Source organism: Fulvivirga sediminis (assembly GCF_016757215.1).
GTDB classification, from domain to species: domain Bacteria; phylum Bacteroidota; class Bacteroidia; order Cytophagales; family Cyclobacteriaceae; genus Fulvivirga; species Fulvivirga sediminis.
On record NZ_JAESIY010000007.1, the window covers coordinates 324,035 to 339,297 of the forward strand.

At 36.3% G+C, this 15,263-nt stretch carries 10 protein-coding genes; 2 read left to right on the plus strand and 8 right to left on the minus strand.

The window, feature by feature from the left end; translation table 11 throughout:
• Positions 1 to 153 precede the first annotated feature (153 nt).
• Together JL102_RS14485 and JL102_RS14490 are read left to right on the plus strand one after the other, a co-directional pair.
• Complete coding sequence (locus JL102_RS14485; protein ID WP_202245128.1) at positions 154 to 1,368, plus strand: pyridoxal phosphate-dependent decarboxylase family protein; 1,215 nt, start codon at positions 154 to 156, stop codon at positions 1,366 to 1,368.
• A gap of 10 nt (positions 1,369 to 1,378) precedes the next feature.
• The gene (locus tag JL102_RS14490) at positions 1,379 to 1,909 is read left to right on the plus strand and encodes a YfiT family bacillithiol transferase (protein ID WP_202245129.1); all 531 of its coding nucleotides are present in this window, start codon (positions 1,379 to 1,381) and stop codon (positions 1,907 to 1,909) included.
• Positions 1,910 to 2,008: 99 nt separating this feature from the next.
• On the opposite strand, the gene JL102_RS14495 is transcribed toward JL102_RS14490, so the two are convergent.
• The 8 genes from JL102_RS14495 to JL102_RS14530 all read right to left on the minus strand — a co-directional run bounded on the left by JL102_RS14495 (position 2,009) and on the right by JL102_RS14530 (position 15,263).
• Positions 2,009 to 3,538, minus strand: a complete 1,530-nt coding sequence (locus tag JL102_RS14495; protein WP_237390598.1) for an alpha-amylase family glycosyl hydrolase — start codon at positions 3,536 to 3,538, stop codon at positions 2,009 to 2,011.
• A gap of 1,663 nt (positions 3,539 to 5,201) precedes the next feature.
• Positions 5,202 to 5,543 carry a hypothetical protein gene (locus JL102_RS14500; protein ID WP_202245131.1) on the minus strand — a complete coding sequence of 114 codons (342 nt, stop codon included), beginning with the start codon at positions 5,541 to 5,543 and terminating at the stop codon, positions 5,202 to 5,204.
• An 85-nt stretch (positions 5,544 to 5,628) separates the two neighbouring features.
• Entirely contained in the window at positions 5,629 to 5,997 is a 369-nt protein-coding gene (locus JL102_RS14505) for a hypothetical protein (protein WP_202245132.1), read from the minus strand.
• A gap of 334 nt (positions 5,998 to 6,331) precedes the next feature.
• Positions 6,332 to 6,826: a hypothetical protein gene (locus tag JL102_RS14510; RefSeq protein ID WP_202245133.1), complete on the minus strand. Its 495-nt coding sequence runs from the start codon at positions 6,824 to 6,826 to the stop codon at positions 6,332 to 6,334.
• Positions 6,827 to 6,887: 61 nt separating this feature from the next.
• The gene (locus tag JL102_RS14515; protein WP_202245134.1) at positions 6,888 to 7,787 is read right to left on the minus strand and encodes a hypothetical protein; all 900 of its coding nucleotides are present in this window, start codon (positions 7,785 to 7,787) and stop codon (positions 6,888 to 6,890) included.
• A 248-nt stretch (positions 7,788 to 8,035) separates the two neighbouring features.
• Positions 8,036 to 10,447, minus strand: a complete 2,412-nt coding sequence (locus tag JL102_RS14520; RefSeq protein ID WP_202245135.1) for an ABC transporter permease — start codon at positions 10,445 to 10,447, stop codon at positions 8,036 to 8,038.
• Positions 10,447 to 12,849 (minus strand): ABC transporter permease, encoded by a 2,403-nt coding sequence (locus tag JL102_RS14525; RefSeq protein WP_202245136.1) that lies wholly within the window; start codon positions 12,847 to 12,849, stop codon positions 10,447 to 10,449. Before JL102_RS14525 ends, JL102_RS14520 begins: the two co-directional genes overlap by 1 nt.
• Positions 12,850 to 12,851: 2 nt before the next feature.
• The gene (locus JL102_RS14530) at positions 12,852 to 15,263 is read right to left on the minus strand and encodes an ABC transporter permease (protein ID WP_202245137.1); all 2,412 of its coding nucleotides are present in this window, start codon (positions 15,261 to 15,263) and stop codon (positions 12,852 to 12,854) included.

The following is a 15,263-nucleotide window of genomic DNA, read 5'->3' on the forward strand; positions in this document are numbered from 1 at the left end:
AATATTACAAATCTAGCATAAATTTTCAAACAACAAGAATTTATTTTAAGAGGTAATTCTCCAAGGGTATTTTTCCTATATTTGGGTCTGCCTCTCACCAATGAATCGCATGAGATTCAAACCAATACTTGTTTATTCATTGAATTAAAATTTATGAAAATTTGGAAGAAATTATCTCCTGAGGAGATAAGAAAGACGGTATTTAGTGCACTAGGAGAAAATGTTAATTATTATGAATCGAACATTTTAGGAATTCCCGCCTCCCATTTAGACAATAAAGTGTTTTATCAGGATGCACCCTTTTTAAATAATGCTCCTTATTTGTCTACGCTTATCCATAACCCTAATCACATCGGATGTCATACTTTGGATAAATCAGAGAGCTTTTTTCAGGGTACTCAAAAAATAGAAAGAGAACTGATCAGAATATGTTCAGAAGAAATATTCAAGGGAGCACCTGACGAGTTTGACGGTTATGTGGCCTCTGGAGGAACGGAAGCAAACATGCAGGCACTCTGGGTGTATAGAAATTATTTCAAGGAAGAGTATGGATGCTCTAATGAGGAAATTTGCATTATTACTTCTGAAGATGCTCATTACTCTATGAGTAAAGCCGCCAATGTATTAGCATTACCTATCGCTTATGTAAAGGTAGATGATAAAAGAAAGCCTTCAGCTGAGCACATAGCTACAGTAATAAAAGAGCAGCAAAGCCAAGGCAGAAAATACTTTATCGTTATTGCTAACATGATGACGACTATGTTCGGCTCAGTGGATGATATAGACACTTATGCGTCTGTATTAAAAAAGCATAATTGCATCTATAAAATTCATGTTGACGGTGCTTACGGAGGGTTTTTCTATCCTTTTGCTAATGAAAAAAATTCTTTAAACTTTGCTAATGAAGAGGTATCTTCGGTAACATTAGATGCGCATAAAATGCTGCAGGCCCCTTACGGAACAGGTATATTCTTAATAAGAAAAGGCCTTTTAAAATATGCCAACACCAAAGAAGCCAAATATGTTGAAGGTGAAGACTTTACTCTTATAGGAAGCCGCAGTGGTGCTAACGCTATAGCCGTTTGGATGATACTTATGACCTATGGGCCATATGGTTGGAGAGAAAAAATATTGGTACTTTTAAACCGTACTGATTGGCTTTGTAAGGAGTTGGACACCAGAAATGTGTCTTACTATAGAGAGAACGGCTCTAATATAGTAACGATAAAGACAGATGATCTTTCACATGACATAGCCAAAAAGTATGGTCTTGTGCCAGATAATCATAGTGATCCTAAATGGTTCAAAATAGTGATTATGGAACATGTGACTATAGAAAATTTAGAGCCTTTTATTGAAGAGATTTAAAATTATAGATATGGAATCATTACAGTACCCAATTGGTAAGTTTAACACATCTGACATAAACAATAACACTGATATTTCTGAGTCTATTGACCAGATCGAAAAGTTGCCAGAAAAGCTTAAGCTAGCGTTAGAGGGGCTTAATGACACCCAACTAGATACTCCTTACAGGCCTGGAGGATGGACCCTCAGGCAAGTGGCTCACCATATTGGCGATAGCCATCTGAACAGCTACATCAGGTTTAAATGGACCTTAACAGAAGAAGAGCCTACTATAAAAGCTTATAACGAAAAAGGCTGGGCTGAGCTCTTCGATAGTACAGAAGGCCCTGTAGACCTAACTTTAAATTTCATAGAAGCCCTGCATAAAAAGTGGGTATATTTACTGCGTGGTTTAAAGGATGATCAACTTAACAAATTCTTCATCCACCCGGCAAATAATAATAAAGTAATGCTTAAAGTAGCTATTGGAATGTATGCTTGGCATGGTAATCATCACCTCGCTCACATCTCTAATCTCACCACAAGCAAAGGCTGGAAGTAACTTAATATAAGCCACTGAAAAACAATTAATTAAGAAAGTCAATTAGTTTTAATATTAAAAAGGCTTCTGATGTATTTTACATTTCGGAAGCCTTTTTTACTAATTAAATATTATTGTCGTATAAGGTGCAATAGGGTCACCACTTTTCCACTCAGCGGAAGAGAAATACAAAGACTTGTCTTTCAAAATTTCTTGATCTATTTGCTGATCCTCAGAAGAAATATTATGAATTACCAGAAGCTCATTATCACCGAGAATTCTTAAGAATGAGATCAGGCTTTTATTGTTCATCTGCACATATTCTATATTTCCCTTGGTAAGTACTTCATTAGTTCTTCTTAACCTAATCATTTCTTTATAGTGATTAAACAAAGAATGAGGGTCTTCCTTTTGTGTAGATAATGGTTTCACCGTTTTATCAGTAGAATATTCAGCCTTTATCCATGAGGTACGACAGTTATCAGAAGCCTTTTTGTCCCACAAGAAAGCCTCTCTAATATTAGGGTCAGGCTTCATTCCTTTCATACCGATCTCTTCCCCATAATACAAATAAGGAGCCCCTGGCAATGTAAATAGTATTGAAGCTGCTACCGCTGCTTTTTGCTCATCATCTTCCAGCACGCTCATTACCCTGTTTTGGTCATGATTACTTAAAAAAGTGGCTACAATAAAATCAGGATTCACTTTTTGCAAGGCTTCATTGTTTTCTTTAAACCTTTCAACCAATGATTTATCTAAATCCATCTCTAAACCATTGCCAGCAACAAAAGCTGCACCGTCAACACCTTCTTCAATTGATTTTAAAATACTATAGGCCAGATCAAAATTAAACAATGAAGAGAAGCCTTTGGCATAAGGCGCCTGTGTTTCCGTATTAGCCCAAACCTCTCCTACAAGATACACCTCTGGTTTCACTTTCTGCATCTCACCTTTAAACTCTTCCCAAAAAGCATGACTATCCTCCGCTCTGTCGTCCGGATAAATGTGTTTGGCCGCATCAAGCCTAAAACCATCTACTCCTACCTCCTCAAGCCAAAACCTGCCTATTTCATACACCTCTTCCCTTACTTTAGGGTTATCATAATTAAGGTCTGGCATCTCGCCAGTAAAAAAGCCATAGTAGTGTTCAGCTGTAGTATCTTCATTTACAGCATGCCATTGGGTTATATTATCTGAGTCAAAGGACGTTTCTTTTTTAGATATCTCCTCCGCTATTGAGTCTTTATCAGCCCAAACAAAATAATCTCTGTAAGGATTATCACCACCCTTTATGGCTTCTTGAAACCAAGGGTGCTGCGATGAAGTGTGATTAATAATCAGATCAATTACTACTTTAATATTATGTGCATGAGCAGAATCGACAAAGTGTTTAAAGTCATCTAAAGTACCATAGTCTGGGTGGATGTTTTTATAATCTGTAACATCATATTTGTGATATGAAGGTGAAGGCATGATAGGCATTAACCATACCGCTTCTACCCCAAAGCCTTGTAAATATGGAAGCTTAGACTCCATTCCCTTAATATCTCCTTTTCCATCCTCATTAGAGTCACAGAAAGATTGTACAAATATTTCATAGGTAATACCATGTTCTGGCCATGAAGAAATCAGCTCTTTTTCTTTTTCCATAGGTTTACAACCTTCTATTAAACAAAATAATATAGCAAATGAGATTAGAAATATAGTCCGCAGCATGATTTTTTATAACTGATCCGAGATCCATTTATGATGAATTAAAGATCGCAAATAAGCTTTTAAAAATCATAAGAGTTATCAATTATTTAGATCTCCTAAATCTATTAACAAAACAATGGCACCAACGTTTTTCCATCTTCAGAAAGCGAATTAAAATCCCTTTCAGTCTCTAGTTGCTACAAGGAAAGCAGAAAGCAAATATTTCAAATAGGTCATATTGGGTTTAGGTAAATCGAACTTGTATGAAATAAAAATAGAGGCCTATAAAACAAAATATCCTTTAAGGCCTGGCCCCAAAGGATATTTCGTTGTCTATAGTTGGCTTTAACTAATACTAAGGTACAAGTAGCCTTCTTATTCTGAAATTTAATAACACCTGATAACTTACAGGTGTAAAAGGATAATTACTAAATAGATAAATCAATGATTTTAAGTACAAGAAACAAAAAAATCCCTTGAAGACCTGGCCTCAAGGGATTTTCTGTTGTCTATAGTTGGCTTTAATTGATACCAAGGTACTGCATGAGGCATTATGTATCAACTAAGGCAAGTTTATTGGCATTTTTAAGCGATGAATAACTGATACAGCCGTTTACCATTCATTATTTAAAATAAAAAGATTACTGAAATCAATACTTTCCCTTCCCAGTTCTCTTGTATACCCCTGCTGACGGACATATGAACTGATAAAAGCATATTTTGTCCTAAGCCTGTTATTATCAAAGATGACTAGCCTAAATTGACCAATCAAGGATAAAACTTGCACTGACTTCCATTTCAGTAGCTATTTATTTTTTACTTTTATTGGGGATGTCGTGGATGAAAGGGGTTCTTTTATTGAGTTTAGTCTTGTAATCTGATTAAAAATAACAACGAGATATGCTCAGCATTATTCTATCAAATAATTAGAGAGGGTTTTACCGAAATGATGAAAAGAGTGTGAAAAACTAATGGGAAGGTTATAATGGTGGATGTTTCATTATCCTATTGCAAGATAAAAAAATACAATGAAATGGAAAGAAACAGAGATTAGTCTCATGCGGCCGTCCTTTCTATAACTGAATTTAACCATCTTTTTGAAAAGGCCGGTTTCAAAAACTTAAATACAGACTTCTATTCTATGAAAATTGAACTTAACGAGCAACTGGGAGCTTCCCATCGCACACTGATTGCAGTGCTCTGTAAAAGATGATCATAGATGATGCAGGAATAGATGATTTAGGCGTAAATGTAAATAATCTCCATAATCAACATTTCTTGCTCTACCCTATTCTTATTTATGCGGCGGTCAATTAAAATTACTTGAAAAGTCCCTTTTAAAATGGTTTTGCACCTCTACCTACCCTGCAAGCTCATCTTGAAGCTTGAGCTTCATTATTAGGCAAAGCTAAAATCTGAGTGTGATATTTACCACTTTGTTAGTAATTGTGAAGTATAACCTTTTCCAACCAGTTTATAGCTAGTATATAACATATAAATCAACTCATAAACAACCATTTATATAACGGCATACAGCTCCAGTAATATTGGATAAAAAAAATGAATAATGAAAATTATAAACTTTTATTATAAGTTGATTTCAACTTATCGAAGGCTATTATTTTTTCTCTTTTCTCAAGTTTCGATCAGAATTGTTTAAAAAAATAAACAGAAGTAAAATTACTTGTAGACCTATCACTATCTGGGTGCAAACTTGTGTTTGCCAGGCTATTTGAGACAGCTCCTTTTCCTTTCTACGGATGAGATCTATTTCTCTTTTCAAGATACTTTTTTCACAAGAGTGAATATCTATCCGTTCATCTATTTTTTGCTTTTCGATATTCGCATAAAAGTCATTTTTATTGGATGGAATATCAAGCAAATTAACTCTTTCTAAAAAAAGCCAGCTACAAACGGAAATAGTGGCTAAACAGAGCATGACGACCACTATCTTCTTCATTTTATTGCTTATAATTTCATCTAATACGGTTATTTTTCAACTTCTAATTAATGATACCTTAGAAGTATCCGCCCCAATAGATGAATTAGTTTATTTGACTCTTTGTTAATACTTGAAGGCTAGCGTATTTGCTTCGCGCCAGCTGTATCTGCTCTATTGTCCGGAGCTTGATATAATAATTCTTATATATGATGAGAAACCAAGAGGGCCAAATAAAGTAATGCCATAGTTGAATACGCATTCTTTTGTATTCGATAGTTGGGATATCATTGGTCATTTGTACAAAATCCTTATTTTCAATTCTCTCATTCACAAATCGCTTAAGTTCTGTAGAATACCTAGCGAAAGTTTCTACTTCTTCAGTTGAATCACTTCCTTTAATAATTCGCTCTGCATTTGCTAAAATATCCGTTAATTGACGGTTAAGAAGAGAGTATGCTTTGTTTTGATCCATGGTATACTAAAAAATCACTGCTCCTGTCTATGATATAGCGCGCCTCTACTTTACTACAACAGGGTTAAAAAAATAAATTCTTAAAAAAATGTAAGGCTAGCCGCCTAGATTTATTTCAACCTTACACAAAAAAATTAGATTGATTAAATAGGATAAAAATTGGCAACTTTACTCTGGGCTTCTCACTATGCCACAATATAATAAAGGTTGAATGCCTCCCTTTTAAAATCTTAACACGAATATACAAAAATTAATTTTTAAGGTACAACTTTGAGTATTTCATAATTACATACTCAAGCATTGCCCCCTTCAATAATTGAATTGGCCGCTCTACTCATTTCAACCTTTCCAGCAAAAACAGCCCATAGTGTAGCCTAACGCCAAAAAAGCCTGTTTCAGATACAAAAGATTCTTCATCGATACTTATTGTCTCTTTGCGTTCCGTTTGGCAGATAAACATGTGACCTAAATCTAGACATTCCATTTTTCCCTTGAGGTATAAATCTGTCCAACCAAATTGCTTATATTCATCTTCCTCACTTTCAGTATTAAAAAGAAAACGTCTTGCTATCAATTGGTCCGCGTAAGCATCCTTTTTTGAGGCAATGGTCCACCGTTGTAAGTCCGACTCATATTTACTAGGAACTTCATCCTTTTTCAAATCAGCAGTCTTTTCAATTCTGATGGTATCAAGAGGAATAGATTCATTAGATTTTAACATGTATTCTCCGGACCATTTATCCTCGGTTTGAGCATGAGTTGTATTAAATGATCCGATAAAAGCGATTATTATCAAAAAAATATTGAAAACGATTAGATTAATTTTCATAGTAAGGCTGTTTTGAGTTTATAAGTTACCAGAGGTTAATTAAGAGCTGTGCCCTTCCCTATTATTGAGCAAGACTATCTAGATAAGTCTTTATCACTTGAGTGAGTCCATAAAAATTCTGACCATAATTTTGTTGTCTTATAGACTTCCCAATATCAATATTAAAAATTTCGCTATTCAAAATGAATATATTAAGCCTATTACTCCTGACAGAAACAAATACCTTTGACTTATAAGTCAATTGTTTTGAAACATCCACCGCTAAAGCCTGAGTTTGCTCCAAGTAGGCACGGTCGTAATCATGTAAGCTATTGGTTGACACTTTGAATTTTTGGTTACCAGGCAACTCAATTGTATGACTTAGGGCTCGATTGAAAAATAGCGCATAATTATCTCCTTGCTCATCTTCTGTAGGAAATCTTGGCCTGATGGTTAAATCTTCAGGAGTAATCAGAATTTCTGTTTTTGAAAGATTAAAATTGAAATGGGCAGTAAACAGCAATGAGGGCCTAAGAGATTTAATATCCAGTTCAGATATTTTTAATTTATAATTTTCTTCAGAATAATTGAATTGCCCCTTACCTTCAAAATGAGATTTTTTAAGCCAATTCTTGAAAAAATTGGTTTCCACGATCTCTTCCAAGTCATGATGCTCCAATCTATTGTAACTGCAATTTGTTAGTATATTGGATATATATGGATGAATTAATTCATTCTTCACTTTATCATTGATACTATCAATTTCGCTTGAAGATCCTGCTATATTGAGTATTAAATACAAAACAATGGTAACGGCAGTTCCTATGGCAAATATTATCCAGGAAGATAGTATAACGCCACCAAGAATAGAGAAAAAAATAATAAGTCCAACAATGAGTGTTTTTATAAAAGTTGACTTCCTGATCCCATCAAATTCTTTATGATATTTTTTAATTAAAAATTCTCTATCTTCTCTAGTCAATAGCCTTTATTATTTATAACATGGGGCACTGAGTTAAATAATAAAAATGTAATACTACATTAACTGCCCAGTATTTTGCAGGAACGCCAGATCCACCATGTTAGCTTGAAGATACCAAAATTATTCTTTTGCTTTTAAACTAGCGCTCTGGCCTATGAGTACAACCATAGCTTCAAACATCTGCAACTATGATTATTTTCCATATTATTTAGAGTAGATTAAATCAAACTAGAAGCATTTTATCTCAACTATTCAGATTTCAAATGGTCTATCGGGTTGGCTCTTATACTTTTCAATATTTGAGAAAGTACAGTAATGATGGCAATGACCAAAAGAGTTAATAGTGGCATTAGATAATAGTAGCCCCCTACCCCTATTTTGGTGGCATATTGCTGAAGCCAGATATCAGATACATAATAGAAGGCAGGAAAGCTTAGTACTGAGCTTAGAACGATTAAGAGTATATATTTCTGGGTGAGAACTTTACCAAGATCAATAGCTGTTGCACCTAATACTTTCCTTATACTCAGCTCTTTCTTTCTAAGATTCGCATTGTAATTAGCCAATCCCATCAGCCCTAGGCAAGCCAGGAATATGGCCAATATGGAAAAACCCATCAAAGCTTGTAACAGACGATGGTCTGATTTAAACTGCTTCATCATATGATCATCGATGAAGAAGTATTCAAAAGGCTTATCAGGAAATAGTTCTTTCCACTCTTTTCTTGCAGCTTCAGTTGCCTCTTTGTAATTACCTTGCTGAAAGGCTACGGACAAGAATGCCTTATGTCCATGAACTAGTGTATACATAGAAGCTTCTATTTCACTTCTCGGAGAAACCGTATGAAAGTCTTCCAAGACTCCTATTATAGTGGTCTCCATACCAAATAAATTCAACTTCCTTCCAATGGCTCTTTCTATGTCCTGATAGCCCATATCTGTAGCCATTTTCCTATTGATAACCAGCTGATTTAGAGGGTGTAATTCATCTTCAGATTCATAGAACCTGCCTGCCAAGAGCTTTATGCCATAGACTTTAGCGAAATTTTCATCCACCATGATGCGGGCTGCGCTTATACGTGTTTCATTGCCAATATCCACCTGCCCCACCCAACTGTAATCCTGACCTGGAATAGTGGAGCTAACTGTAGCTGCTTCTATACTTGGATAATCAGATAGCTCTTTACCGAGAAGGTGAAATTTACCCAGATAAGTAGTGTCCATGTTTTCCTGCAGCGTTTCATAGGACTTTACTACTAATACATTTTGATTAAAATCTTTGCTGAGATCTACGATGTAATTGATTTGCGAGTAGACCAAAAGTGACATGGCACATAAAAGCATCGCTATAGCAAACTGGAAAGTCATCAGAACAGATCGGAATGAATATTTTTTGTTCTTACTACCTCCCTCATTCAATAATCTGGACGGAGCAAATTGGCTAAGAACTAAAGATGGATAAAGGCCAGCGAAGAGTGTGATAGTGATAATGCTTAAGCTCAGCAACGCATAAAACTCAATATTGCTCCACCAAGCGATGTTTATATCACTTTCCATCCAACGATTAAAAATAGGTGTGCTCAGCTGAACGACCGTTATCGCTATGACATGAGCCAGCACCACCATGCAAAACGACTCTAATAAAAACTGGAACCGAAGCTGCAACCGACTGGAACCGATTACTTTTCGAATGCCTACCTCTCGAGAGCGTTCTAAAGAACTGGAAGTTGAGAGGTTTATATAATTGAATATGGCTATAATGAGTATTGCTACAGCTATGATTAATAGGGCATTTACTACCTTCCTATCGCTATTAGCTTCGATTTCTCCTCTTAGGTTTGAGTTAAGATGAATAGCTGTTAATGGCTGTAAACCTATTTCTGAACCAAGATTTCTACTGGAATTATATTCCTCCAAATAAGACTTAGAGTATTCGTTAACTTTAGCTCTTAACCTTTCTGGGTCTATATTTCTATTTGTTAGAACGTAAGTATAAAATTGATCCCAAGTCCTGAGACTTCTGTCTGAATAAACATTAAACCAACTGGCAAGCATTTCAAAATGCAGATGACTATTAGCAGGAATATCTTTGAAAACTGCTGTGATTTCATAGCTAGATTCAGACATTCCCTGCCATTCTAATTGTTTTCCTACCACATTAGAGGTATTAAACACCTTTTTGGCTAAGGATTCAGATATGACCAATTTATTAGGCTGACTTAAGGCAGAATGTAGATCTCCAGCTATTGGTTCAAGATCAAAAATATCCATAAATGAACTGTCAGCAAGAAAAATTGAGCTTTCGGAAAAACTGTCTTTTCCATTATTAAATAAGAAAACCAGATCATATTCTGAGGAGATATTGAATAGTCTGCATGAATTTGTAATTTCAGGAAGAGCCTGCTGCAGCTCCATACCTAATTCCGGAAACACCGAAGCTCGCTGATAAGATTCTTCTCCATTGACTGACCTGGTATGGGTAAGTCTATAAATGCTATCAGACTGCTTATTCCATTTATCAAAACTATATTCATACTTCACATACATCAGCAATAATAAAGTAGAGGCCAACCCTACTGTAAGACCAATGATGTGGATCAAAGAAAAAGCACGGTTCTTTCTAATGTTTCTTAACGCGATTTTGATGAAATTTTGCAGCATTACTCTTCTTTTAGGTTATGAATAGGGTTGATTAGAGATACTTTTATAGTTTGATAAGAAATGGCCATAAGACCAATCAGCGAAAGAAAAATCACAGGTATGATGAATAACCATACTCCTAATGCAATTTTTACAGGGAAGCGTTGCAGCCAGTAGTTCCCCAAATAATAAGACAGCAGTGCAGCTATGACTCCCGCTATTAGGATCAATCTTATGAAATTCCAAGTAAGTAAGCGAAACAGCTCCGGCAAGGAAGCACCAAACAATTTTCTTATGCTGATCTCTTTGAGTCTTAAATTCAGGTGGTAAGAAGACAGCGCCAAAAGTCCGATACAACTAAGACAAATAGCTATGATTCCAAAACAAGAAATAATGGATTCTAATTGTTCATCAGACTGATACTGCAGATTGTAATGATCATCTAAAAAGAAGTAATCCGCTGGCTCTCCAAAAGTACTTTGGTAAGTGTCTTTAATTTTTTTGATTATGGAAGTATGTTCAGAGGACCTAAGATGTACAGAAAAATAGCCTGAATAAATATTCAATCCTACAAGAATGGTGGGCAGAATTTTGTTTTGAGGCGATTCATGCCTATAATCCTTTACCACACCTATAATGTGAATATTAGCACTACTTTCTCCATCCCAAGTCATTGGAGCGCCTACCGCCTCTTCAGCATTCTTAAATCCTAAAGTTTTAAGCGCTTTTTCATTGACTATCAAACAATTGCCAATCCTAACTTCTTCCTTTGTGAAATTGCGCCCTGCTACCAGCTCCAGGTTATAGGTAGAAAGAAAATCATCATCTACCCAGAGCAGAAAATTGCTATTAACTTCCGAAGTACTGGCCTCAGGTTTATGAATGTTGGTGATGTTATCTTTTAATCGGGCTCCCGGCACGTCCGAAGAAAAGGTTACTTTCCTTATATCTGCTCGTCGCCCAAGGTCTTGCTTAAAACGATCAACCCTATTGAAAAAAGTTGAATCAGTAATTACCGGCTTTTCTATCACCAATACTTTTGAAATATCAAAACCCGGCTTTTGGTGTTTTAAGTATTGGATCTGGCTGTAAACAATCCACGTGAGAATGACCAAGCATATGGCTGCGGCGAACTGTCCGACAATCATAACATTTCTGAAGGTGAATTTTTTGTAAGAACGATTCACTCCACCTTTCAAAGTATCCATTAAATTGCTTGAATTGAATGTTAAAGCTGGAATTATACCTATAACCAAAGTACCAAGTAACAGCACCAGAGCAACATTAACTATCATTCTACCATTCGGCATATGTGGAATGATTACTCCCAACCAGTTATAAATATGAACTTCTGAAGCCTGAAACAACGTAAAAGCAAATGAAAACGCTAAAAAATTGTAAATGAACCCTTCTGTTAAAAATTGAAAATAAAAAGACCACCTGCCCGAGCCTAGCACCTTCCTGATGCCTACTTCTCGTGACCTTTCTGCCATTCGGTTGATAGATTGATGTATATAATTCAACCAGGACACCCCTAAAATGATCCAAGAAAGAATGAATAAGAAAGTTAGTTCATTACTATTGACAACAGGGGAAAGCAAATAATCTCTGGCAATACCAGTATGAATATGATCAATCCTATCAAAGTTAAAACGGACATCATAGCCTTCATCCTTCCAAAAGTGCTCATGTGGCTTTATCACCTGAGGGTATTTATCCATCACACTATGAATCGATGACAGCTTCCTCAGCTTAATATATAGATAATCAATAGACCACTGCCAATCCCTCGCTCTACCCTTTCCCAGAAGCTCATAATTGAGCAGAATGTCAGGTTGAAAATGTGAATTTTTAGGTATATCTATAACCGCCTTTACCTCCAAGTTGAGCTCAGTCCTGTCTCCCTTGAGGGTAATCATTTGATGAAGAGCATCTTTATCCCCAAACAGTTTAAGCGCGGTTGATTTGCTAATTACTACATCATATAAGTCATGAAAAATAGAGGATTTATTACCTTCTACCAGCGGATAATCAAAGATCTCTAAAAAAGAAGCTTCTGTGAAAAATGTCTTATCGTGATGAAGCTGCAGTTCCCCAACCTGAAGTATACTTCTACCATAATAGGCATTAACCCGTACCTGTTCCTCTATTTCAGGAATACTCGCTTTTAGTGCAGGGCCAGCCGCAGGCCAGTTCATCGCTCCATCAGACTCAACAACGCCATCCTTCTCCCAAATTTGACCTACTCTGTAGACTCTTTCCTTATCTCGATGAAAGTTGTCAAAACTATAATGATAAGACACATATTGGTTGATTAGAAAATAAGCCAAAAGGCTCAGGCTCAAGCCAAAAAATGAAACAAATGAAAACCACTTATTTTTAATGATTTGTCGCCAAGCTATTTTAAGATAAGTCTCAAGCATAACTATTCACTTTTCAGACTATCCACCGGGTTAATTCTTATCACCTTGATGAGCTCTATGGAAACGGTAAACATAATAATTAATAAAAAGCCAATTATGCCGAATGTGTATAGTATGTAAGGCTGAGCAATTTTATAAGCGAAACCTTTCAGCCACTGATTCATCATCATATAAGCAGCCATTACTCCCATGAATGCCGCTATGCTATATACACTCAGTAGCTCTTTCCCTAACAACTTCCAAATATTTAAAGCACTGGCTCCCAGCACCTTTCTTATACCTATTTCTTTAATTCTATAGGCGAAATTTTGCATAGTAACACCAAATACCCCCACCAATACAATCAATATGGCAAAAATAGACGCCGTACTAAAAGCCTTTTTAAATTGTGTATCATCAGCGTATAGCTCTGTTAGCTTGTCTTCCAGAAAGAAGCTTTCAAACGGCACCAGGGGAAATACTTGTCTCCATTTAGCCTCAATAGCCGCCGTGACGTCTTTTGTGTTTCCATTCAACTTAAAACTTAAAAAACGAAAAATCTCAGCAGAATCTACAGGAGTAAAATACAGGCCTCTCATATTTTCGTGTAATGAACTGAAATGAAAGTCCTTTACTACTCCAATGATTTCTCTCTGCTTCATGACTCTTTCATCTATCATTTCTCCCACAGCGGGTTTATCGCCAAATAATGATTTTGCTGCTGTTTCATTAATCACTACCTTATTCAATGCCTTGTCTGAATCATTAAAAAAACGACCCTCCGCCATTTCAAACTCATATACATCCTGATACTCAGAGTCACAAATAATTTGACCGAACAGCTCGTAACTATCTTCGTTAGCCGAGGAAGGTTTCACTGATTGTTCCATGCCAAATCGGCCATCCGGTATCTCATAAGACAGACTCACTTGTTGCACACCTGGTATTTCGTTAAACTCGTGCTTCATACTTAGCATTTTGGATACTCCTGAAGGGCCATACCATCTGGGAACTGAAGAAACCACGAGTACATTACTATTATCATATCCTAAATCTTTATTCAAAAGATAATCCATCTGAGAGCTTATGGTGAGCGTAGATAGAATAAAAAACAGAGCCAGGCTGAACTGAGCTACTAGTAATACCTTTTTAATATCGAATGCATTATGACGAACTATTACTTTTCCCTTTAAAGCTTTCACTACATGTAGCTTAGATAAGATCAGAGCCGGGTAAAGTCCGGATAGTATACCTGTAATTATGGCTATGGAACCCATTATCAATGTTAGAGGCCAGAAGCTAATATTAGAAAAACCAGTCTTCTGAAGCAGCTGAGCATAATATGGAATAACAAGCTGAATTAAGCTCATAGCCAGAGCAAAGGCCAAAACAGAAAGCAGCGTGGACTCTAACAGAAATTGCCAGATCAGCTCTTTTCTATTACTACCAATAGCCTTCCTTACCCCTATTTCTTTCATTCTTCTATTAGCAATACCAATGGATATATTTACAAAATTGATCATGGCCATCAAAAGAATGAACAAAGCCACCAAGCCCAAAACTAAAAGCAGACGCTGCTTAGCCTCTTCATTTTGAATCAAATTATAAGATTTCAAAGGAGTTAATTTTGCAGTCAGGTCTTTTACTAGGAAATCAGGCGCATTAGCACTAATCAATTCATGCAGTGGCACTTCCAAATCTTTCGGATACACTCCTGGCTGAAGCTCCAAACGGGTCTGCAGTATGTAATTACCCCATGATTGAAATACATCCTCGGATCTAAAATATATTGCATTAGCGCTGTTAACATATATATCTACCCTGTCGCCCAAATTGTCAGTTAAAGAATTTTCAGGTATTTGGTCAATGACTCCAGATATCCTATATTCCTTAAATCCTCTAGAGTTATTATTTTCATTTTGCGTTTCCAGAATAAGTGTTTTTCCTAATATGTCGGTAGAGCCAAAGAACTTGAGAGCCACATCGTGTTGTAGTACCAGTCCATCGGGATCATCCATAGCCGTTTGAGGATTTCCTGTTACCAGTGGAATACCGAACATGGTAAGCATATTACCATCAGCAATTTGTAAATTAAGTCTGAAGTTCTTCTTTTCGCCATCAGATACATTACAACTGACTGCGTCTATGGTGAAATAATTAGCCACCAATTGTGGGTATTGCTCTTTCAGTTCTTTACCCAATGGAGCCAGCGTGGTGAACTCGGGTCTGCTAACTCCTGCTGACCATTCAGACTCTAGCATGTAGTGATTTTCGGCGTGCTTAAACCAGTTATTCGCTTGCCATTCATCCGCCATAAATAGTAAAATCAGAAAGGTGGCACTTAGCCCTGTAGCCAGACCTAAAATATTGATAACGGCAAACCATTTTTGCTTCTTAATATTCCTCCAGGCCAGTATCAGAAAGTTAGTAAACAC

Bases quoted from the DNA above. Each gene is read 5' to 3' on its own strand.
- JL102_RS14485 (WP_202245128.1), top strand. From the start codon at position 154: ATGAAAATTTGGAAGAAATTATCTCCTGAGGAGATAAGAAAGACGGTA.
- JL102_RS14490 (WP_202245129.1), top strand. From the start codon at position 1,379: ATGGAATCATTACAGTACCCAATTGGTAAGTTTAACACATCTGACATA.
- JL102_RS14495 (WP_237390598.1), bottom strand. From the start codon at position 3,538: ATGGAAAAAGAAAAAGAGCTGATTTCTTCATGGCCAGAACATGGTATT.
- JL102_RS14500 (WP_202245131.1), bottom strand. From the start codon at position 5,543: ATGAAGAAGATAGTGGTCGTCATGCTCTGTTTAGCCACTATTTCCGTT.
- JL102_RS14505 (WP_202245132.1), bottom strand. From the start codon at position 5,997: ATGGATCAAAACAAAGCATACTCTCTTCTTAACCGTCAATTAACGGAT.
- JL102_RS14510 (WP_202245133.1), bottom strand. From the start codon at position 6,826: ATGAAAATTAATCTAATCGTTTTCAATATTTTTTTGATAATAATCGCT.
- JL102_RS14520 (WP_202245135.1), bottom strand. From the start codon at position 10,447: ATGCTGCAAAATTTCATCAAAATCGCGTTAAGAAACATTAGAAAGAAC.
- JL102_RS14525 (WP_202245136.1), bottom strand. From the start codon at position 12,849: ATGCTTGAGACTTATCTTAAAATAGCTTGGCGACAAATCATTAAAAAT.